Source organism: Xanthomonas maliensis, assembly GCF_009192945.1.
Lineage (GTDB): Bacteria > Pseudomonadota > Gammaproteobacteria > Xanthomonadales > Xanthomonadaceae > Xanthomonas > Xanthomonas maliensis.
In genome coordinates, this window is the sequence record NZ_NSET01000065.1 from 1 (window position 1) to 22328 (window position 22328).

General features: G+C 65.3%; 17 protein-coding genes. 7 read left to right on the forward strand and 10 right to left on the reverse strand.

The features are described 5' to 3' along the window. Positions 1-48 precede the first annotated feature (48 nt). From CKY51_RS19085 to CKY51_RS19100, 4 genes are all read left to right on the forward strand, one after another. Positions 49-318: an HPr family phosphocarrier protein gene (locus CKY51_RS19085; RefSeq protein WP_022974194.1), complete on the forward strand. Its 270-nt coding sequence runs from the start codon at positions 49-51 to the stop codon at positions 316-318. A gap of 61 nt (positions 319-379) precedes the next feature. Further along, positions 380-2110 (forward strand): phosphoenolpyruvate--protein phosphotransferase, encoded by a 1731-nt coding sequence (gene ptsP, locus CKY51_RS19090; RefSeq protein ID WP_022974195.1) that lies wholly within the window; start codon positions 380-382, stop codon positions 2108-2110. A 321-nt stretch (positions 2111-2431) separates the two neighbouring features. Continuing rightward, the gene (mgtE, locus tag CKY51_RS19095) at positions 2432-3793 is read left to right on the forward strand and encodes a magnesium transporter (protein WP_022974197.1); all 1362 of its coding nucleotides are present in this window, start codon (positions 2432-2434) and stop codon (positions 3791-3793) included. A gap of 114 nt (positions 3794-3907) precedes the next feature. Further along, the gene (locus CKY51_RS19100) at positions 3908-4705 is read left to right on the forward strand and encodes a carboxylesterase family protein (protein ID WP_031340755.1); all 798 of its coding nucleotides are present in this window, start codon (positions 3908-3910) and stop codon (positions 4703-4705) included. A 75-nt stretch (positions 4706-4780) separates the two neighbouring features. On the opposite strand, the gene cydB is transcribed toward CKY51_RS19100, so the two are convergent. From cydB to CKY51_RS19135, 7 genes are all read right to left on the reverse strand, one after another. Continuing rightward, positions 4781-5797, reverse strand: coding sequence for a cytochrome d ubiquinol oxidase subunit II (gene cydB / locus CKY51_RS19105; protein WP_022974199.1), 1017 nt, complete (start codon positions 5795-5797; stop codon positions 4781-4783). After that, positions 5788-7197 (reverse strand): cytochrome ubiquinol oxidase subunit I, encoded by a 1410-nt coding sequence (locus CKY51_RS19110; protein WP_152249679.1) that lies wholly within the window; start codon positions 7195-7197, stop codon positions 5788-5790. Before CKY51_RS19110 ends, cydB begins: the two co-directional genes overlap by 10 nt. A gap of 552 nt (positions 7198-7749) precedes the next feature. Next, on the reverse strand, positions 7750-8979 hold the full coding sequence (locus CKY51_RS19115) for a membrane dipeptidase (RefSeq protein WP_152249680.1): 1230 nt from the start codon (positions 8977-8979) through the stop codon (positions 7750-7752). A 495-nt stretch (positions 8980-9474) separates the two neighbouring features. Continuing rightward, the gene (locus tag CKY51_RS19120) at positions 9475-10863 is read right to left on the reverse strand and encodes an amino acid permease (RefSeq protein ID WP_022974203.1); all 1389 of its coding nucleotides are present in this window, start codon (positions 10861-10863) and stop codon (positions 9475-9477) included. Between the two features lie 167 nt (positions 10864-11030). Next, positions 11031-12092, reverse strand: coding sequence for a pectate lyase family protein (locus CKY51_RS19125; RefSeq protein WP_152249681.1), 1062 nt, complete (start codon positions 12090-12092; stop codon positions 11031-11033). A 799-nt stretch (positions 12093-12891) separates the two neighbouring features. Beyond that, positions 12892-13833 (reverse strand): proline iminopeptidase-family hydrolase, encoded by a 942-nt coding sequence (locus CKY51_RS19130; protein WP_022973295.1) that lies wholly within the window; start codon positions 13831-13833, stop codon positions 12892-12894. A gap of 171 nt (positions 13834-14004) precedes the next feature. After that, positions 14005-14769 (reverse strand): LuxR family transcriptional regulator, encoded by a 765-nt coding sequence (locus CKY51_RS19135; RefSeq protein WP_031340282.1) that lies wholly within the window; start codon positions 14767-14769, stop codon positions 14005-14007. 148 nt (positions 14770-14917) lie between these two features. Between CKY51_RS19135 and CKY51_RS19140 the strand changes: the two genes are divergently transcribed. Further along, positions 14918-16297, forward strand: a complete 1380-nt coding sequence (locus CKY51_RS19140; protein ID WP_022973293.1) for an APC family permease — start codon at positions 14918-14920, stop codon at positions 16295-16297. 346 nt (positions 16298-16643) lie between these two features. After that, on the forward strand, positions 16644-18041 hold the full coding sequence (locus tag CKY51_RS19145; protein WP_022973292.1) for a trypsin-like serine peptidase: 1398 nt from the start codon (positions 16644-16646) through the stop codon (positions 18039-18041). A gap of 108 nt (positions 18042-18149) precedes the next feature. Here the strand turns inward: CKY51_RS19145 and CKY51_RS19150 are convergent, their stop codons facing one another. Further along, positions 18150-18386, reverse strand: a complete 237-nt coding sequence (locus CKY51_RS19150; protein ID WP_031340279.1) for a KGG domain-containing protein — start codon at positions 18384-18386, stop codon at positions 18150-18152. Positions 18387-18691: 305 nt separating this feature from the next. Here CKY51_RS19150 and CKY51_RS19155 point away from each other — a divergent pair, with 305 nt between their 5' ends. Next, positions 18692-19699 (forward strand): MBL fold metallo-hydrolase, encoded by a 1008-nt coding sequence (locus tag CKY51_RS19155; RefSeq protein ID WP_022973290.1) that lies wholly within the window; start codon positions 18692-18694, stop codon positions 19697-19699. A gap of 39 nt (positions 19700-19738) precedes the next feature. Here the strand turns inward: CKY51_RS19155 and CKY51_RS19160 are convergent, their stop codons facing one another. Then, on the reverse strand, positions 19739-21256 hold the full coding sequence (locus CKY51_RS19160) for a tryptophan halogenase family protein (protein ID WP_152249682.1): 1518 nt from the start codon (positions 21254-21256) through the stop codon (positions 19739-19741). Positions 21257-21290: 34 nt separating this feature from the next. Beyond that, on the reverse strand, positions 21291-22328 hold the full coding sequence (locus CKY51_RS19165) for a cupin-like domain-containing protein (RefSeq protein WP_022973288.1): 1038 nt from the start codon (positions 22326-22328) through the stop codon (positions 21291-21293).

A 22328-nucleotide genomic window follows, 5' to 3' on the forward strand; every position in this document is an offset into this window, starting at 1 on the left:
TGCCGGCCACCGCGGCCGCCGGCACCCGCAATGGAGCGATCATCGACGATGCTTGAACGTGAATTGACAGTGTCCAATCGGCTGGGACTGCATGCGCGGGCGACCGCCAAGCTGGTGCAGACCCTGTCCTCGTTCCGCAGCCATGCCACCCTGTCGGCCAAGGGCCGCGAGGTCAATGCCAAGAGCATCATGGGCGTGATGCTGCTGGCCGCCGGCCAGGGCACCCGCGTGGCGGTGCGTCTGGATGGCGAAGACGAGGCCGAGGCCATGCAGGCGTTGGTAGACTTGTTCGAGCGTCGTTTCGACGAGGACAGCTGAGCGTGCCTGGCGTGGCCGCTGCCCCGCCTGCCGATCAGGCGCCTGCGCGCCCTGGTTGCGCATGAGCGTGCGTCTGCGCGGCCATGGCGCCTCGCGCGGCAACGCGCTTGGCCGCGCGCGGGTCCGCCAGAGCCATGCCCTTGACGTGGCCGAACAGCGCGTCCCCGCCAGCCAGGTGCAGGTCCAACTGCAGCGTCTGCATCTGGCGATCGCCGCCGCGCGCCAGGAGATGCAGCAATTGCGCGATCGGCTGCAGGGCGCGCTGGCGCGGGAGGTGGGCGAATTCCTCGACCTGCACGCCTTGCTGCTGGACGACCCGGAACTGCTGCAAGGGCTGGACGAGCTGATCCGCAGCCATCGCTACAGCGCGGATTATGCGTTGCAGGTGCAGCGGGATCGGCTGGCAGCGGTCTTCGACGGCATGGAAGATGCCTACCTCAAGAGCCGCATGGACGACCTGGACCACGTCATCGGGCGCATCCACGCATTTCTTCACCAGCGCCCCACCGACCTCAAGGGCGTGGCCGGCGAGATTCTGGTCTGCGAGAACGTCGCACCGTCGGAACTGGCGCAATTGCAGGCACAAGGCGTGGTGGCCATCGTCACCACCGCCGGCAGCGCGCTTTCGCACAGTGCCATCCTGGCGCGTAGCCTGCATCTGCCGTTGGTGGTCGGCGTGGCCGATGCGTTGCAGCGGATCGACGATGGCGATGTGCTGATCGTCGAGGCCGGCAGTGGCCAGGTCATCGTCGATCCCACCCCCACGCATCTGCGCGACTATCGCGAGCGACTGCGCGCGCTGGCCAAGGAACAACGCGAGCTGGGCCGTCTGCGCTCCAAACCCAGCCGCACGCGCGACAATATCGATATCACCTTGCTGGCCAATGCCGAGTCGCTGGAAGACGTGGCGCAGGCGCATGCGCTGGGGGCCAGGGGCCTGGGGCTGTACCGGACCGAGTTCCTGTTTCTGCAACGCCAGGAGCTGCCGGACGAGGAAGAACAGTTCCAGACCTACCGCGACACCGTGCTGGGCATGAGTGGCCGGCCAGTGACCATCCGCACGCTGGACCTGGGCGCCGACAAGGCCGACCGCACCGGCCTGACCCTCAGCGACGAAGACAATCCGGCACTGGGCCTGCGCGGCGTGCGACTGTCCCTGGCCCGTCCGGCGGTGGCGCGCACCCAGTTGCGGGCGATCCTGCGCGCATCCGGCTATGGCCCGGTGCGCATCCTGGTGCCGATGATCAGCGGACGCGAGGAAGTCCAGCAGTTGCGCAAGCAGCTGAAGAAGCTGGCCGCCCAACTGCGCGAGGAAGGCCATGAAATCGCCGAGCGGATCCCGCTCGGTGCGATGATCGAGGTGCCGGCCGCGGCGCTGGCACTGGATTGCTTCATCGAGGATGTCGACTTCCTGTCCATCGGCACCAACGATCTGGTGCAGTACTTGTTGGCGGTGGATCGCAACAACGAGGCGCTGGGCGAGCTGTATTCGCCACTGCATCCTGCCGTGCTGCGACTGATCGCCCAGGTGATCGCTGTTGGGCGCCAGTACGACACGCCGGTGGCGGTCTGCGGCGAGATCGCTGGCGATGCGCGTTTCGTCCCGATGCTGCTGGCCTTGGGGTTGAGCGAATTCAGCCTGCACCCGGCCACGTTGCTGGAAGTGCGCCGTGCCATCCGCGACTCGCATCTGGGCGAGCTGCGATTGCAGGGCGAAAAACTCCTGCGCGCGCGCGACCGCAAGGCGATCGAGAAGTGGCTGGCTGGCGTCGGCTGCGGCAATCTGCATTGAGCAATGGCGTGCGCTTTGCCGCAGCCAGGAGAGGTCGACTCGCTGCAGGTCGACACGATCGAACAGTGACTGGCCCGCAGACCGCACATTCTCGGAAGTGGCATGCGCAAGGTGGCCAGCAATGTCGCGCCTCGTCGTGCAGCGCGCAGGCTTGCAGGGATTTCAACGCGAACGCCAGCGTGTGCATCGCCACACCGATGGCGATCCTGGCACCGGCGACGCCGACGACGGTATGTTTCGTCACCCATCGCAAGCGATAATGCCGCGCTGACCCAGCACCGTGTTCCGTGGGGACACGTTCACTTCACCGGGGAGCCGTGCATGGCCGAAGCCGTCCGCCACGACAAGACCGCCCGCCAGTTGCGCCTGTTGTCCGATGCGCTGGACAGCGGCCGCCTGGGTCCGGTCCGCCGGCTGGTCAACACGCTGGCGCCGGCGGAGATCGGCAACCTGCTCGAATCGCTGCCGCCGGGCAAGCGCGAGGTGGTCTGGGGCCTGGTCGATCCGGAAGACGACGGCGAAGTGCTGCTGCACGTCGGTGAAGAAGTGCGCGAAAGCCTGCTGGCCGACATGGACCCGGACGAAATCGTGGCCGCGGTCGAAGACCTGGACATCGACGACCTCGCCAACCTGGTCGAGGACCTGCCCGATACCGTCATCGATGAAGTGCTCAAGTCGATGGATCGCGAAAACCGCGAGCGACTCGAGCAGGTGCTGTCGTATCCGGAAGACACCGCTGGCCGCCTGATGAACCCGGACGTGGTGACCGTGCGCGCCGACGTCAACGTCGACGTGGTACTGCGCTATCTACGCCTGCGCGGCGAGCTGCCCGATCACACCGACCATCTGTACGTGGTCAGCCGCCGGCACCAGTATCTGGGCCGGGTGCCGCTGGCTGCCCTGGTCACGCACGAGGACAGCACGCCGGTCAATCGGCTGATCGACGACGAACAACCGGCCATCGACGTCGGCGACAGCGCCGAGGAAGTGGCGCGGCGCTTCTCCGACCACGACTGGATCTCCGCGCCGGTGGTGGACGACAACAACATCCTGCTGGGCCGCATCACCATCGACGACGTGGTGGACATCATCCGCGAGCAGGCCGAGCACCAGGCGCTGAGCGCCGCCGGCCTGGACGAGGACGAGGACATGTTCAGCCCGGCCAGGCGCGCGTTCCGTCGCCGGCTGCTCTGGCTGGGGGTCAACCTCGCCACCGCGTTCATCGCCTCCAGCGTCGTCAGCCAGTTCGAGGGCACGATCGAGAAGCTGGTCGCGCTGGCCGCGCTGATGCCCATCGTCGCCGGCATGGGCGGCAATGCCGGCACCCAGGTGCTGGCATTGATGGTGCGCGGCCTGGCGCTCGGGCAGATCGGCGCCTCCAACGTGATGACCTTGCTGAAGAAGGAACTCACTGTCGCGTTGATCAACGGCCTGTGTCTGGGCATCGGCCTGGGCCTGATCGTGCTGGCCTGGTTCCATCAGCCGATGCTGTCGCTGGTGATCGGCACCGCCTTGACCGTCAACCTGCTGACCGCCGCGCTGGGCGGAGTGCTGGTGCCGGTGACGCTCAAGCGGCTGGGCTTCGACCCGGCCCTGGCCGGCGGCGTGATCCTGACGACCCTGACCGACGTGATGGGCTTCCTCAGTTTCCTTGGCCTGGCCACGCTGATCCTGCTGCGCTGATCCTGCTGCGCTGAACCGCACAGATGAACCCAGGCTTGGAACCGCTCGCTCTGCACGCCCCACCGCATACGCTGCCGGCGATACTTCACTTGTGTATCCGCCTGGGAGCTCTGCGTGATTGGTCGTTGCCTTGTCGTTGTACTGGTGGCGTTGGCGCTGGTGGGATGCGCCGGCATGCCTGACCGCCACCCGGATCCGCGCAGCGGTCACTTCGTGATGCGTTCGCTGCAGCTGGAAGGACGCGAGTACCGCTACCAAGTGTTCGTGCCGGCCGCAGCCGCGGCGCAACCGCGGCCGATCGTGCTGTTCCTGCACGGCTCCGGCGAGCGCGGCGACAACGGGCGCGATCAGACCGAGGTCGGGCTTGGCCCCTATTTGCGCGATCACGCAGCGGATTTTCCCGCGTTGGTGGTGCTGCCGCAGGTCCCAGACGACGAGGAGTGGCTGGGCATCAATGCACGTATGGCGATCGCCGCGCTGGATGCCGCCAGCGCGGAATTCAATGCCGACCCACAGCGGACCTACCTGACCGGCATCTCCATGGGCGGCTATGGCACCTGGGAGGTCGGCCTGATGCAGCCGCAGCGGTTCGCCGCGCTAGTGCCGATCTGCGGCGCGTTGAAGGCACCGCGCGACGAACGCCGCACGCTCTACGTCAGCCTGGTCGCACAGGAGGCCGATCCGTATACCGCCGCGGTCACGCGCTTGAAGCGGGTGCCGATCTGGATGTTCCATGGCGCCAAGGACGATCAGGTACCGCCGCACGACGACCGTGCGCTGTACCGCGCCGCCAAGGGGGTGGGCGCCAATGTGCGCTACAGCGAATACCCGCACGGCAACCACAATGCCTGGGACGCGACCTACGCCGACCCGAGCATGTGGGAGTGGCTGTTTCGGCAGCGCCTGCGATGAAGCTCCCCCGGCCGTCATACCCCCGTGGCGGCCGGCCGCATGTCATCGCACGCCACGACCGACACGCAGCCGGCGTCAGTGGTGGTAGCCGGTCTCGGCGGTGACCTTGCCGCGGAACACCCGATAAGACCACACGGTGTAGCCCAGGATCAGCGGCAGCAACGCCACCAGCCCGGCCAGCGCAAACAGTTGCGAGGACGGCGGCGCGGCGGCCTGCCAGATCGTATAGACCGGCGGCACCAGATACGGCCACATGCCCAGCAGCAATCCCAGGAAACCCAGCGCGAACAGCGCCATCGCCAATAGAAAGGGCCAGGCATCGGCGCGCGCGGCAGCGATCGCCCGCCACAATCCATAGCCGACCAGCGCCACCAACGCGGGCACCGGCAACAACCAGCCCATGTGCGGACCCTCGAACCAGCGCTCCATCACATGCGACTGCAGCGAGGGCAGCCAGGCACTGACCAGTCCGATGAACACCAGGACCGTCAACGTCAGTGGCCGCGATAACTGCCGTGCCAGCTGCTGTACCTGATCGCTGGTCTTGAGGATCAGCCAGGTACTGCCGAGCAGTGCGTAGCCGAAGACCAGCGCCGCCCCGGTCAACATGGCGAACGGACTGAACCACCCCCAGGCCCCGCCGACATAGCGATCGTGCTCGATCGGCAAGCCTTGCACCAGCGCGCCCAGGATCACGCCCTGGGCAAAGGTCGCCAGGATCGAGCCGACCGCGAACGCGTTGCTCCACAGGCGCCGCGAGCGTTGCGCCTTGAAGCGGAACTCGAACGCCACGCCACGGAACACCAAGGCCATCACCATCAGCAGCACCGGCAGGTACAGCGCCGACAGGAGGGCGGCATAGGCCTTGGGGAACGCGGCCAACAGCCCTGCCCCACCCAGCACCAGCCAGGTTTCGTTGCCGTCCCAGATCGGCGCTGCGGTATTCATCATCACATCCAGCTGCGCCTCGTCGCGGCGAAACGGCGCCAGGATGCCGATCCCGAGCACGAAGCCGTCCAGCAACACATACATCAACACGCCGAAGCCGATCACCGCAAACCATGCCACCGGCAAAACGCTGCTCATGTCCATGACGCCACTCCATCGATCGGTGCATCGGCGGCGGACAACGGCCGCGCCGGCGTGTGCTCGCCGTGGTCCAGCTGCGGCGCGTCGTCATGCGCGATCGGACCGTGCTTGCCGATCTTGACCAGGTACCAGATGCCCCAGCCGAACACGAAGGCGTAGCCGACCACGTAGACCGCCAGCGATGTGGCGGTCATCCACGCCGATTGCGTGCCGACCGCATCTGCCGTGCGCAGCACGCCATACACCACATACGGCTGCCGCCCCATCTCGGTGACGAACCAACCCGATACCAGCGCGATGAAACCGCTTGGCAACATCCAGCGCCAGGTCGCCAACAACCAGCGCCACCGCAGCAGCGCGCCGCGCCACCAGGCCCAGGCCGACACCCAGGCCACCAACAGCATCAACGTGCCGGTGCCCACCATCAGGCGAAATGCGAAGAACACCGGCAACACCGGCGGCCGCTCGGAGGCCGGCACCGAGGTCAACGGTGCAATGCTGCCGTCCAGACGGTGGGTCAGGATCAGGCTACCCAAGCGCGGAATGGCGATCTCGTAGTCGTTACGCTCCTGGCGCGCATTGGGCAGCGCGAAGACCACCAGCGGAACGCCCTCGCCGGCAGGCGCATCGTGCCAATGCGCTTCGACCGCGGCGATTTTCATCGGCTGGTGCTTGAGCGTATTCAAACCATGCATGTCGCCGACGGCGATCTGCAGCGGCATCACGATCGCCGAGAACACCACCGCCAACTTGAGCATGCGCAGGCCAGCATCACGGTGCACGCCCCGATGCAGATACCAGGCCCCTACGGCACCGACCACAAAGCAGGTGGTGATGAACGCCCCCAGGGCCATATGCGCCAGACGATACGGGAACGAGGGGTTGAAGATCACCTGCATCCAATCGACCGGATGCACGATGCCATTGACCACCTCGTAGCCGGCCGGCGTCTGCAGCCAGCTATTGGAGGACAGGATCCAGAACGTAGAGAACAGCGTTCCCAGCGCGACCATGCAGGTGGCGAAGAAATGCAGGCGCTCGGAAATGCGCCCCCAACCGAACATCATCACGCCCAGGAAGCTGGCTTCCAGGAAGAACGCGGTGAGCACTTCATAGCTCAGCAGTGGGCCGATCACGCTGCCGGCGATGCGACTGAGTTCGGGCCAATTGGCGCCGAACTGGAAGGCCATCACGATGCCGCTGACCACGCCCATGCCGAAGGACACCGCAAAGATCTTCTGCCAGAAGAAATACAGGCTGCGCCAGACCGGCAAGCGCGTGCGCAGCCAGCGCCATTCCAGAAAGCCGAGCAAGCTGGACAAGCCAATGGTGAATGCAGGAAACAGCACGTGGAAGGCAATGACGAACCCGAACTGGATCCGTGACAGCAGCAGGGCGTCCATGGACACCTCCTGTAAGAAAACCACACATGGCTCCACGTCGGAACCGTAGCGACATTCGCCGCGCCGCGCATGGCCGGTTGCGGCACGTCTTCATGATAGGGACGGTCGTGCCCGTTCCCGATGCGACACGCGGTCGCACTGCGGCAGCTTGTCGCAGTGACAGCCGCTGCAATCGCGAAGAAGCGTTCCGTCGGCAGGCTCGCAGTGGACAGCTGCGGCCGTGGTCTCGGCCCGATGATCGAAGGCCAAGCGCGTCAGGCTGCGTCGCCAAGCAGCGCGCCCCGTGTGCGGCCATGCCCTGCAGCGTGCCCTGCGGATGCCATCGCGGGGTCATGCGTGAGGTCGTGGTTGCGTCCCGGCGGACGTCAACACCGCTGTCGGCACCGGCACCGAGAGACGCTGCGTTCGGATGGGCGACCGTCGCTTTGGCGCTGCACGTCGCTTCCCGATGCTGCCCTACCTGACTGCGCATCGGCCAGACCGAGTGCTGTTGGTGGGACGCGCGGCCGGGCTCTCCGCGCCTACGACCCGCACCCAGTGCGCAGCAGTCCGTTACGACCGCACCCGCTCCCAGACCCGCAGGAAATTGCCGCTATAGACATCGACGATGCGTTGCACCGGCCAGCCGGCATCCAGCATCGCCTGGGTGAGCTTGGGCAAATCCGCGCCGCTGTGCATGCCGGTCGGCAGGCTGGAAATCCCGCCATCGAAATCGCTGCCGAAACTCAGGTGCTTCCAGGGATCTTCGACGATCGCCATGTCCGCGATCTGGCCAGCAAAGGCTTCATAATAGGCAACGACGAAGGCGAGATCGGCATCCATATTCGGCGTGCCGTCCGCCAGGTAAGCATGCTGCAGGTAATACGGCGCCAGAATGACGCTGATACAGCCGCCGGTCTGAACGATGGCGCGAATCGCATCGTCGTCGAGTCCGCGATCGAGATGCGGCGATGGCCGCGTCTCGGCACCACGGGTGACGCGGCGCGACGCGCCGTGCGATGCAAAGGCCGGCACATTGCGCCGCACGCAAATGTCGCAGGTATCGATGATGCCTTGGCGCGAGGTATGGGTGAGATCGATCAGCAGGCCGACATCGATGCAACGTTCCACTACCTGCCTGCCAAACGCCGTCAGCCCCTGACCCGCGACCTCCCGCCAGCGATTGACCGCTGCATAGCCGGCCTGGGACAGATCGGTATGGCTGAAATGATTGAGCGTCATATAGGCAGCACCGGCCTTGGCGGCAATCTCCAGGCGTTGCAGCCGCATCGCCTGGCTGCCGGTACCGCTGGGGCCCAGCATATGCGCGCCTTCCAGCGACAGAATGGCGCAGCAACGACCATCGGCCCGGATCGCATGCAGCTCGCTGGCACTGCGCGCCAAGCGCATCCGATCCTGACTTGTTTCGACCACTGTCTCGACATAGCGCTGATGCTCCAGCCACTGTTTCCATGGGTCGAGCAAGCGCGTATCGATGAAGTTTTCCCACAGCGCATGGGCGCTGAAACAGGCACCACCGTAACCGCCGGCGAGAAAGTCCGGACCACTGACATGGTCCATCAGCGGATGATTGCGGCCTTTCGGCGAGCCCTTGCGAACCAGCCAGATGATCAGTGAGCGGCGATGCGCCTGCCAGTCGCCTTTCCAGAAGTCGTAGCCGAGCAAGCGTGCCAGGTACAGCGAGTCGAGATGCGTATCGATCGGATAGGCCAGCGCATGCACCGCGTCCACCGTGTTGGCCGTCGAAAAGGCAGCAGACTCCTCGGACGAAACAGCATTCATCGACGCAGCTCCGGCAGTGACCCCAGAAAAGAGTAGGAATGAAGAACGCGGATTTATTTGAATCAGAAAATATTTACTGCGACATCCGCTGCCGGACTCCGATCGAGCGACAGCCAATGCCCGACGATCATTAACCGAACTGCAGCGCGACGTCCAGGGGATTGGACTGTACACGTGCTTGCGCCAATGGGCGGCAGGCCATCATCGCAGGCCGCGTCCACTGCCGGATCGACAGTCCATGGATGGACGTCGGCGCACGCCGACCGCCATCGCCGATCGCCACCGGAGCCAACCGAGTCGGCTGATGTTCGCTTCCCTCTCCAACGCACCGCCGCGCCAGCTTCTTGCTGGCCGATAGCGCACTGCCATCCCTCGATGACCGCATCCCTGCGCGCATGGGTCCTCAGTGGCGTAGCAGCGCCGCCAGCGACGATCGCCGCTGCGCCAAGCATCGGCGCGTCACCGCGCAGCGCGAGTGCTCCCGGCCGTCTGCGTTTATGCGCGATGACGCGCGCGCCGCGCCACTTCGCTGACCAGCGCGATGACTGCGGTGAGGGCCACCATCGACAGGAATTGCATACGGGTCTCCGGCGAACTTGCCAACAACCCGAAGATCGCCGCCAGAATTCCCAGCGCCAGCAGGGTCAGCACGGGAAAACCGCGCATGCGGAACGGCAGCGCCAGGCCCTCGCGATCCGCCCGCCGCCGCAGGATCAATTGCGAGACCAGCGAGATCGTCCACACCAGCAAGCAGGTGGCGCCAACGATATTGAGCAGGACCGACAACACTTTGTTGGGGTACAACAGTTCCAGCACTGCCGCAGCGAAACCGAACAGGACGCTGGCCACCACCGCCAGCCGCGGGACCTGCTGTGCGCTGGTGCGCGCCAGGAACCGCGGTGCCTCGCCGCGCTGCGCCAGCGAAAAGATCATCCGAGAGGCACCGTATAGATTGGCATTGAGCGCCGACAACAGCGCCACCACGGCCACCAGGGTGATGGCGGTGGCGGCACCGGGAATGCGCGCCACGTCCAGCACCGCGGCGAATGGCGAACGCAAGGCTTCGCTGGTCCACGGTACCACTGCCACGATCACGCTGATCGACCCGATGTAGAACACCAGGATGCGCCAGGCGACGGTGCGGATGGTCCGCGCCAGGCTACGACCGGGATCGGCAGTTTCCGCCGCGGCCACCGCGACGATCTCGGTGCCGCCGAAGGCGAAGACCACCACCAACAGGGCCGCCCCCACGCCAGCCAGGCCCTTGGGGGCGAAGCCGCCGTTCTGGCTGAAATTGCTCAGGCCGGGTGAGGCCACGCCTGGCAGCCAACCTGCCAACAAGGCCACGCCGATCAACAGGAACAGCACGATCGCCACCACCTTGAGGATGGCGAACCAGAATTCGAACTCACCGAAACTACGCACGCCCAACAGGTTGATCGCAGTGAACACCGCCATGAAGAGCGATGCCGAGATCGGTACCGACACTGCCGGCCATACCGTGGCCAGCAGGCTGGCCGCGCCCACGGCCTCGGCCGCAATCACCACCACGATCTGCAGCCACCACAGCCAGCCCACGGTGGCACCGGCCGTCGCGCCCATCGCATCGGCTGCGTAGACCGAAAATGCGCCGCTGGTCGGCTTGGCCGCCGCCATCTCGCCCAGAGCGTTCATCACGATGATCACCAACGCACCGGCGATCAGGTAGGACAACAGCACGGCTGGGCCGGCGGTGTGGATGCCCTCCCCCGAGCCCAGGAACAGGCCAGCACCGATCGCCGTGCCCAACCCCATCATCATCAACTGCCGGGGTTTGAGTGCATGGCGCAGCGTCGGCGCCGTGGCGGAAGCGGTCTGGGCAGCGGGGTCGGTCGGAAGCGACATGGGCAGGATCGACGGGTGGAAACGCGACACGATACCGCGTCGCGGCGCCAACTGCGCCTCTTGACGGACGCCATACGACCCATCCGCTCGATGGAGGCTCTGCTGGCGCTTGCCCCCAGCACGCCCCCGGCCTGGCCGGGGACGTGCACCGCACGGCCTCGCCCGAGTTACTCGGCGAGATTGGTGCCGGCGCCTGCCGTGGCGATCACCTTGGCCTTGACCTGCGCGGCCGGGGTCACGGTGTACGTGTATCCCAGCGACCCCGGGAAGGTCTTGGAACTGATCCACGTGGTGGCATTGGCGTAGGGCTTGCTGCCATCGGGTATGGTCCAGGTAATGCCGCTTCCGACGTAGTTATTGATCAGGTCCCAGTAGCCGATCTGGCTGCTGTCACGCGAGGTCACCGGATTCTTGATGTTCTCGAAGTAGTTGGACTCGATCTTGGCAATGCCCCCCATCCGTACATTGATGCCGGAGGTAAAGACGTTGTTGAAGTAGTTGTTGTAGATGTGGCTCAAGCCGAACCGCTGCAATGGCAGCCGAGAATCCACGTTCTCGTAGCGATTGTGGTGATAGGTGGTGCGCGCGGCGTCGTTCTTGGTATCGCTGTCGCTATACCCGTTCAACGACACCTTCTGGTAGTCGTGGATATAGTTGTAGGAGACGGTGACGTGATTCACGCCCTTCTTCATGTCGATGCCGCCGTCGAACGAGGCATCGCCTGCGCCGGAGCACTTGGTCAACGAGGCGAAGATGGTGTTGTGATCGATCCAGATCTTGGACGGCTCGCCGCTGGAATTTCCTTCCAGCGAGATCGAATCTGCATCCTCGCCACCTTGCAGCAGACCGATGGTCATGTTCTGGATGATGACGTTGCTGGAATTGCCGACGACCCGCACACCGAAGTTGGCCGCTGACCCATTGGCCCCCTTGATGGTGATATCGCTCTTGTTCTTGATCTGCACGGTCTTGGCCGGCAGCTTCCACTGCGCGCAGACGTCCTTGATGGTGCTGAAGTCGAACTTGCCGGTGTAGTTGAGCACCAGTCCGCCACTGCCGGAGTAGCTATCGATGGCTGACTGCATTGCCTCGAAACTGGCGACGTTGACCGGCATCTTGTTGCCGCCCCCGGTCGTCGCGGCGCCGTAGCCGACCGGCCCGGCGACCGCCCCCGCAGCGCATATGGACAACACGAGCACGAGCGCGCTCTGGAGTGTGGTGATTTTCATGCAGCCTCTCCCAATGGATGTCGTGAGCGCTGCGGCTGACGCATGCGGCGCGACAGCGGCAACGCGATGCGTGGGGGCGTGCATTCTTCGCGCGAGTTTGCGCCGAATACAATTATCCAATCCTGGATTTTTGACAGACCGCGTTATTCGCGCTGCGGGACATTCGAAAAGGACAACAAGAGACAGCAAGGACAGGACAACGCCAGCCCTGGACACCGGACAGCGACGCGCGGCGCACGACGCCTGCCCAGCAGCCTGCAGCGGCCTTGGGCGACCGCGGCAGGCGATATCGCGACGGCGCTTTGTTCAAGTGCAGCATTGCTGGGCGAACCCTGCGTCTGCAGACATCGCTATGCACTCCCGTGGAAGGCCTGCGATCGCACTCGCCCGCAGCGCGCTGAGCGCTACGTCTGGAGCGTCTTATGTGCTTCGCGGTGCGTGCGAAGCTCAAAGCGCGCAACACGCTCTAGCGGAGAGATGCGCGTCTTGCGGTGTCGACCGAGCCGATCTGCAGTGCTGCATCGCGAAGCGTGCTACGACTGCACACGTTGCACGCGCACGCACGGCAAGACGCTGCCCGCCGAAGCGCGCGCCCTGATGCCATGCAATGGTCACCTCTGCCCAGGCAAGCAGGCGCGCTTGCCGACGGCAGCACATCGCGCGCAGGCGCCAGAGCGGCGTGCTGCACACCTTGCCAGCGAAGAGCGGCAGCAACCGTGCGACCGGATCAGCGACTGCACGCGCTGGCGCATCCGCCAACCGCCTGGCTGATTTCCACAACGCCGCCGACGGCGTGTCGTCAGCGCATCTGCGAGTGGCAGCTGGCAGGCTGCGCGGCCACCGACGCCGGCCACGGCCGGTGGTCGTCCAGGAACTGGCCGACCAGACGCATGCAGGCATCGCGCTCCTCCACATGCGGCATGTGGCTGGAGTTGGCGAACACGTGCCAGCGTGCATCCGGAATCAAGCGCGCATAAGGCTCCACCGTTTCTGGCGTCGCCTCGTCGTATTGGCCTGACAGCACCAGCGTCGGCGCCTCGATGCGGTGCAAGCGCTCGATGATGCTCCAGTTGCGCAGGCTGCCGACGACGTGGAACTCCGTCGGCCCGTTCATCGCATGGTAGACCGTCGGATCGGCCTCGATCGCGGCGAACGTGCGCGCAACTTCCACCGGCCAGGGCTGCAAGCGGCACACATGCCGCGCGTAAAACACTTCGGTGGCGGCGCGGTAATCGGGGGTGTCGAGGGTCCCGGCAACTTCATGTCGCTCGAGCGTGCGTTGCACTTCTTCGGGCAATTGCGCGCGCAGGCGCAAGGCAGCCGCTCGCCACAGGCCCATCGAGGCCGGCGAATTGGCGATCACCAGCGCCGACAACCCAGGCGGGCGCCGAACCGCATGCTCGGCCGCCAGCATGCCGCCCCAGGACTGGCCCAGCACGGCGTACTGGCGCAAGCTCAGATGCGCGATCAAGGCCTGCAGTTCGTCCAGGAACAGACCCACTGTCCAGAAGCCGGGGTCGACATCGGGAAGATGACTGGAACGCCCGTTGCCCAATTGGTCGTAATGGATCACCGCCCGCCCGGCGGCGGCCAGGTCGACGAAGCTGTGCACGTAGTCGTGGGTACAGCCGGGCCCGCCGTGCAACACGATCAGCGGGCAGGCATCGCTGGCCAGATCGCCGGTGATCCGATACCAGGTGCGATATCCCCGGAACTCGACAAACCCCTCGGTGCACTGCATGACCGCGTCCGCTGATGGCGTTGGAGTCGCGAGCCTACGGCGCTGCCGGACAGCCGTTAACTGGCAAATGTGCCAGGTTCTCCATACATCTAAAGACATACCGGATATGCCCAGACTCAAGGCGTCGCCGCGCCGATCCCAACGCCCCGCGGCCGCCGAAACGATGACGGCTCAGGGCTCCAGGAGGCGATAGTGCAGTCCCCGTACCACCGCATCGACCCGGTTGCGCGCGCCCAGCTTGCGTGCCGCCGAGTTCAGATGCAGGTTGACCGTCGCGGTGGAGCGATTCAGCGCCATTGCAATCCGCTTGGCGGTCAGCCCCTGCGCCGAGTAATGCAGGCATTCGCGCTCGCGCCGGGTCAGCACCACATGGTGGCAACGCTGCTCCTGCGGATCCAGCAACGCCTGTGCCCGCGCCTGGAAGGCATGCCCCAGCAGCAGCAGCCCGGGAAGCTGGACCTCGCGTAGCTGGTGCAGCGGAACCTGTTCAGTATCGATGGCACCGGTCAGGCTGGCGAATGCGCCGCCGGGCAGATGCAGCGGCACGGTGACACCGGTTGCCATACCGCTTTCGCACAGATAGCGCGTCACCGGTTGATGCTGCTGGCCGACATCCTCCACCCCGTCGGCCAGTCCATGCCCTCGGTAGGACCAGGCAAACGGCAGGGTGCGCTGGATCGCGCGTTGCTGAACAGGGTCATGTTGGTAGTAGCCATGCTCGCACCAGACATGCTGCATATCGCCCGGCGCATTGCGGTGCAGGAAGATCGACGGAGTGATCAGCGCGCCTTCCAGGCTGCGCGGCACCGGCGCGTAGTCGTAGACCAGCGACTGGAAGCCCAGTGCACGGGCATCGCTCAGTACGCGATCCAGGCAGCTATCCAGCGTTGTCAATGCCTGCAGGTCGTGGCCCAGGCTGGCCAGGGTATCGAACATCTCGGGTCCTTCGGTGCCAGCACCGGCCGGCGACATGCGCACACAGAACCTAGCATTTTTACCAATGGATGGGTTCGTTGGCGGCATTATGGTCACAATGACGCTGCCGGTGGCCCCACCCGCGCCGGCCCTTCCAACGGATATCCGCATGACCCACTCTCCACGTCGCGACGATGCGGCCGCGCTGGAACGCTTCGGCTACACCCAGGAGCTCAAACGCCGGCTCGGCCTGAAGGATTTACTGATCTATGGCCTGGTCTGCATGGTGCCGACCGCGCCGTTCTCGATCTTCGGCGGCGTCTTCGACATCAGCGCCGGCATGGTCCCGCTGACCTACCTGGTCGGTTTTGTGGCGATGCTGTTCACGGCACTCAGCTACCAGCAGATGTCGCAGGCCTTTCCGGTGGCCGGATCGGTCTACGCCTATGTTGGCCGTGGCCTGAGCGGCGGAATGGGATTCCTGGCTGGCTGGGCGATCCTGCTGGACTACCTGTTGGTGCCGACGCTGCTGTACGTGGTGGGCGCCAACGCGATGCACAACGTCCTGCCCGGCGTTCCGCAACCGGCCTGGATCCTGTTCTTCGTCGCGCTCAATACGCTGATCAATCTGCGCGGCATCGAGACCACCGCGCGCGCCAATCGCGTATTCCTCTACGCGCAGTTGCTGGTGCTGGCCATCTTCGTGGTGCTGGCCACGCTGGCGATCCAGCGCGGCGTCAACGGTGCCCACTGGAGCCTGCGGCCGTTCTACAACCCACAGACCTTCTCGCCGCAGTTGATCTTCGGCGCGCTATCGGTCGCGGTGATTTCCTTCCTGGGCTTCGACGCGATTTCCACGCTAGCGGAGGAGGCGCGCGACGGCCATCGCGTCGTCGGCCGCGCCACCCTGCTGGCGCTGCTGCTGGTGGCGGTGCTCTTCGTCGTGCAAACGTGGTTGGCGGCGTTGCTGCAACCGCAGTTGCAGCGCTATCCCAACGCACAAGCCTCCAACGATGCCTTCTTCGAGATCGGTCGCTTGGTGGCGGGGCCGTGGCTACAGGTCGTCATCGCGTTGACGGTGGCGATCAGCGCCGCGGTGGCCAATTCGCTGGTGGCGCAGGCCGCCACCTCGCGCCTGTTGTTTGCGATGGCACGCGACCGCCAGCTGCCGGGCTTCCTGCGTTACATCCACCCGCGCACCGGCGTGCCGCAGCGCGCCATCCTGTTGGTCGCCGCGCTCAGTCTGGTCTTGGGCGAGCTGTTCGTCGGCCAGATCGCCTTGCTGTCCTCGCTCTGCAACGTCGGCGCACTGTCCGCGTTCGTGATGCTGCACGTGGCGGTCCTGTGGCACTTCCGCCGGCAGGGACGACCGATCCTGCATGGCATCGTCCCGGTGCTCGGTAGCCTGATCCTGCTGTACGTGTTGATCAATGCCGATCTGCATGCCCGCCTGGGCGGCGCGGCGTGGATGGCGGCCGGCGTCCTCGCACTCGGCGTGCTCAGAGCGATGGGACGCTCCACCCAACTGCATGTTGGCGATACGCAATGAGTTGCCGATCCGCAGGGTGATGCCGCTGTGTCGATGACGTGCCGGCAATCGGCTGCGCAGGCCGGCGACGCGCATGGAGCGCAGCAGGCAGTGTTCGATAGACGGGCGTGACCTCGGCAATGGGGCGATGCAGGGGCGACGTGCTTGCGTGGTATCGCGACACGTCCGCGCGGCGCTATGCGCGCACGTGCATGACATGGTCTCAGGAATTCCACTATACCGCCCGAACGAGATTATCGGCACATATTCAGACTTGAATTGTCGCTAGTCTCGCTCGACGCCCTTCTGGCGTACACCCGCAGTGGCCCCCGCCGCGCGGCTGGTCCCCTGACCACAAGGAATCTCCATGAATCGCAAGCATGCGTTGTATCTGGCTTTCCTTTCCGCTTTGTCCGGCACCGCGTTGGCGGCCCCGCCCACCGAGATGGATGCAGCCCCGGTGGATGCCGCGCCGCAGGCCGCCAAGCTCGGTGCAGCCCGGCTGCAATCGGCGAGCTTGCACGGCAGCATCGTCCCCCTACGCGTGGCACAGCTGGCCGCGCCCAGCGCCGAAGAAATGCGCCGCGTGCGCGAGCGGCGGCTTGACCAGGTCAAGCATGGACAACCACTGCAGATCGGCTTCTCGCGTACGCTGCAGCAGCCGATGGTGAACCTGACCAAGCTGGATTGGCGCATGACCAGCGATGGCGGGCGCGTGGCGACGTTCAACCTCGCCTCGACCGATGCCGCTGCGCTGCGTGCGGCCCTGGTGCTGCGCGGCGCCGGTGCAACGCCGGGCGATCCGGCCAAGATCACGCTGCGCTTTGCCGGCAACGACGGTCGCGTGTTTGAGCAATCCGGCGCCACCTTCACCGCCACCGGTGCCGACACTGGCTGGTCGCCCACGGTCAGTGGCGACAACCTGCTGGTCGAACTCTCGCTGCCGGCCGGGCAGTATCCGGAGAACTTCAGCCTGAGCGTGCCGCAGCTGTCGCATCTGGACATCAGCCCGACCGCCAGCCCACGCGAGATGATGACGATCGCCATCGGCGAGAGCGACTCCTGTGAGAACGACGTGATTTGCCGGGCCAATCCCACCAGTGGCTTCACCAGCGCCACCAAGGCGGTGGCACGCATGCTGTTCACCACCAGCGACGGCTCGTACCTGTGCACGGGCACCTTGTTGAACAACAACAATTCGCCCAAGCGCTATCTGTTCTGGACCGCCGCGCACTGCATCAGCACGCAGACGGTTGCCAATACCTTGCAGACCTACTGGTTCTACGACGCCGCGACCTGCAACGGCAACACCGTCAGCTCGCAGGCGACCACGCTCAGCGGCGGCGCCTTCCTGCGTTACGCCAATACCACTCGCGACACCTCGTTGCTGGAACTCAAGAGCGCACCGCCCAGCGGCGCATTCTATGCGGCCTGGAACAGCGCTGCGATCGGTGCGACCGGTACCGCGATCGTCGGCATCCACCATCCGGCTGGCGACGTGAAGAAGTATTCGCTGGGCTCGGTCACCGGCCTGAGCACCTCCATCGACGGCAAGAGCCCGCTCTATCGCGTGGTGTGGAGCGACGGCGTCACCGAAGGCGGTTCCTCAGGCTCAGGTCTGTTCACTGTCGCCAGCGGCGGCGCCTACCAGTTGCGTGGTGGCCTGTACGGCGGCTATTCGTTCTGCTCTGCGCAGAGCTCGCCGGACTACTACTCGCGGTTCTCCGACGTGTATTCGACGATCTCGAGCTATTTCGGTCAGTAAGCGCACAGCGACGACGGGCGGCGATCCGCCCGTCGTCTTGCTGGGCCTAGACAAGTCCGCGTCAGCGTCTACGAGCCGGCGGATCGTTGTCGTACCAGCCACGGCCGATCAGCGATTACCGCCACCGCTGCTCTCGCCACCCTTGCGACCGATATCGGCCATGTGCTCGCGATTCTGACTTACCGATTCGCCGCCCTTGCGTCCGGCATCCCGTGCCTCTTTCGAATCGAACTCGTGCGCGTTTCCGCTGGCGTGCGCGGCCTTGCCGCCCTTGCTGGCGATCTCGCGCTGCTTGTCCTCGTCCATCGACGCGAAACCACGGTTGCTATTCTGTTGCTGGGCCATGATTGCACTCCTCAAACATTCTGCATGCGGCAGAAGCGCCGCATGGCCAGTCTCCGTCTGCCGCGATTAATCGCCCGTCCAGATGACGAAATCGAGGTGTGAGCCATGCCCACGACGCCGCACGGGCTTCGCAGCGCGCTAACCTCGCCACCCAGCCCGTCTCATCCCTGCCGCCGCTGCGCATCGCGACAGAGGGCAGGCAGGGAGACCTTCGCATCAAGAGGACTTTTAGGCTCCGAAGCACCGACGGCAATGACCGTGCCGGTGCTATCGTCGCTATCGAACCGATATCTCCAGGAGCCGCAATGTCCGCCTCATCCACGTTCTGCTCCCGCCGCACGCTGCTGCGCCTGGCGTTGAGCGCTGGAGTCTGGACGGCCGCCGGCCCGCTTGTTGCCGCCGCTCGATCCACCGACGACAGCGCACACCCGGCAGATGCAGCAGCCCCACCCAAACCATTTCCGGACGAGGGCAGCGTGCTGGTGTTGTTGGGCACCAAGGGCGGACCGACGCCTTCACCATTGCGTGCGGCACCGGCCAACGCGCTGGTGATCGATGGGCAGCCCTACCTGATCGATTGCGGCAACGGCGTGGCGCAGCAGTTGGCCAAGGCCGGCATCGGGCTGCCTGCACTACGCGACATTTTCCTGACCCACCATCACTCCGACCATAACGCCGATCTGCTCAACGTGGTATGGCTCGCCTGGGCCAGTGGTCTGCAGACGCCGGTGCATCTGTACGGACCACCGGGGATCGCCAAGATGGTGGATGCCTTCGTCGAGATGAATGCCATCGACATCGATGCACGCATGCGCGAAGAAGGTCGCCCGCCGTTCAAGCCATTGATCCATGTGCACGAGTTCGACCAACCCGGCAGCGTGCTGAAGAACGAACACGTCGAAGTCACCGCCACCCTGGTGGACCACTACACGCTCAAGCCGGCATTTGCCTACCGCTTCCAGGCGCGCGACCGCAGCGTGGTGTTTTCTGGCGATACGCGTTACCTGCCGGCGCTGGCGGACTTCGCCAAGGACACCGACATCCTCGTGCACGAGGTGATGTACGTCCCGGCGTTGGAAAAACTGCTCAAGACCAACGACAACGCGCCTACCCTGCTCGATCACCTGCTCAAGAGCCACTGCACCAGCGAGGAGGTCGGCAAGATCGCCGCTGCCGCCGACGCGAAGATGCTGGTGCTCAGCCACTTCGTCCCTGGCGGCGATGCCTCCATCACCGACGCCATGTGGAGCGAGGGCGCGCGCAAGCACTACAACGGGCCGATCGTGGTCGGCAAGGATCTGATGCGTCTATAGCGCAGCGACCAGCGCGTCAGATGCGCGGCGTAAGCACGCTCAGGCCGGCATCGGTACGCGTCCACCCCAGATTTGCGCGCCTGCCTGGCAATACCGTTCGATGAAGGCTTGCTGCGACGGCATCTGCTCGACGATCTGTTCGATCGGCCGGGCGATGCCATCCAGCAATCGCCGCAACTCGAGGTCCGGCATCGCCTGCGGTAGCGGGTGATGCTGATCCGGCACCATCCCCTGCCCCAGCAGCACGTGGGTCCATGAGTCGACCCGGAACAACTCGTCGCCGGCCTGCCAGGCATGCGCACGTTCGCGCCAGGCGCGCAGGCGCAGTTGCAACGAGTCTGGCAACTCCATGGTTCGGCACTGTTGCCACAGCGGCTCATCGCGTTGATTGGCGTGGTAATGCAGAGTGACGAAGTCGCGCACATGCTCCATCTCTGCACGGCTGAGCGTATTGAACAGTTCCACCTGCGACGGCGCGATGCCCTCGCTCGGGAACAGCGCGATCAGCCGCACCACCGCCGCGATGGTCAGGTGGATGCTGGTGGACTCCAGCGGCTCGATGAAGCCGCTGGCCAGACCCAGCGCCACCACGTTCTTGTTCCAGGCCTTGTTGCGGCATCCGGTGCGGAACGGCACCAGCCATGGTTCCTTGACCGGTCGCGCGCCAACATCGCGCAAGAGCTTGGCTTGTGCCTCGTCGTCGGACAGGTGGCGGCTGGAGAACACCAGACCATTGCCGACCCGGTGCTGCAATGGGATATGCCAGCGCCAGCCGGCCTCATGGGCGATGGCGCGGGTATATGGCACCGGCGCTTCCAGCGACTCGGTCTGCACCGCCACCGCGCGATCGCACGGCAACCAGTGGCTCCAGTCCTCGTAACCGGTCCGCAGGGTCTGCTCGATCAGCAAGCCGCGGAACCCACTGCAGTCGATGAACAGATCGCCATCGATCACCGCCCCGTCTTCCATCACCAGCGCAGCGACATCGCCACTGTCCGCGTGCACGGTGACGCGCTCGATCCGCCCTTCCACCCGCTTGACGCCGAATGTCTCGCTGCGCGCCCGCAGGAAGCGCGCATACAGCGCCGCATCGAAGTGGTAGGCATAGTTGATCGCCGGCTCGCGCAGCAACGCGAAGCGATCCACCCGCGAGGCGACCGTTTCCAGGCAATAGTCGCCCAGTTCCCCGGTCAGGCCACGTCGCTGGCCTTCCAGCCAGAAGTGGTGGAAGGGACACACCAGAGTGCCCTGTCCGGTGAAACCGAACGGATGGATATAGCGCTCCCCGTGCCGGCGCCAGTTCTCGAAGGAAATGGACAGCTTGAAGGTGCCAGCCACCGCGCGCAGGAAGTCCTGTTCGTCGATTTGCAAAAAGCGGTGAAAGGTGCGGATCGGCGGCACCGTCGACTCCCCGACCCCAACCGTCCCGATCTGCTCGGACTCCACCAAGGTGATATCGAGTAACTCACGGAACTGATGCGAGAGCGCACACGCGGCGATCCAACCGGCGGTACCACCGCCGGCAATGACGACCTTGCGAATACGGGGCTGATTCACGACATGCTCCTGATGACGAGAGGTCCGGGACTGTTTAGCGATTCAGCCGGCCGATCAGCATCGCGCGTAGCTGGCGGGCCAGCAGCGGATCGATCGGCCCGAGTGCCTGCCGCGCCGCTTCGGGCAAGTGCTCCCCCGCGTGCGTGGATGGCCCGAACACGTAGTAGTCGAACAAGGCGCGCCATCCTGCCTTCTCGGCATCCGGGCGGTCGCGAATCGACCACAGCGCGTGATACAGCGCCGGAATCGGCGTGGGCACATGTGCCGGCACGCTGTTCCACCAATAATTGAGCAGCACGTTGAACGGCTGCAGCGACTCGACGTGATGCCACCACAGACTGGGGATGAACAGCACATCGCCCGGCTCCAGCAGTGCACTGCGCGCCTGCGCAAGCGCATCGGCTGCGCGCGGATAACGCTGCAGGTCCGGGGCGCGCCAATCCACCATGCTCACCACCTGCCCGCCTGGGGTCGGCTCCAGCGGGCCGGGATACAGGTTGGCCACCTGGTCGGGCGGAAACACGGTGACACGGCGCTGCCCCACGACGCAGCACGCCAGATTATTGGGCACGTCGTAGTGGCAGGAAGCGATGACACGATTGCCGATCCAGATGCTCGGCTGCACATCGACACCGCTGGCGGCCAGGCCCAGGTCGTTGCCGGCACGCAGACCAGGCAGATGGTCGTCGACCGGCAACGACGCCAGGTAATAGGTCGGCGGCCGCGGCTCGCCGGCCGCTGCGGTTATGGCGTCCAGCACGCTACTCAAGCTGCCACGGCGCACCTCGAAGTTCAGCGCGGTGCGGTCCTCGTCATAAAAGGGCCGGCCGTCGATCTCTGGGGCGCCGTATGAATACACCAGCGGCTGCCCGCGGTCGTACCGCAGCAATTGCGTCATCGCCTCGCGTGGATCGCGCAGCCCGGCGCGTACCAGCGCCCAATCGGCAGCCACGCCGCGCAGGACCACCGGCTCGGCCGCGGCGCAAAGCTCGGCCAACGGCAGCGCGCCACCGCGGCAATCCTGCCGCTCGGCAATCGGTGTACAGCCAGAGAGCGGAGCAGCGACCGCCAT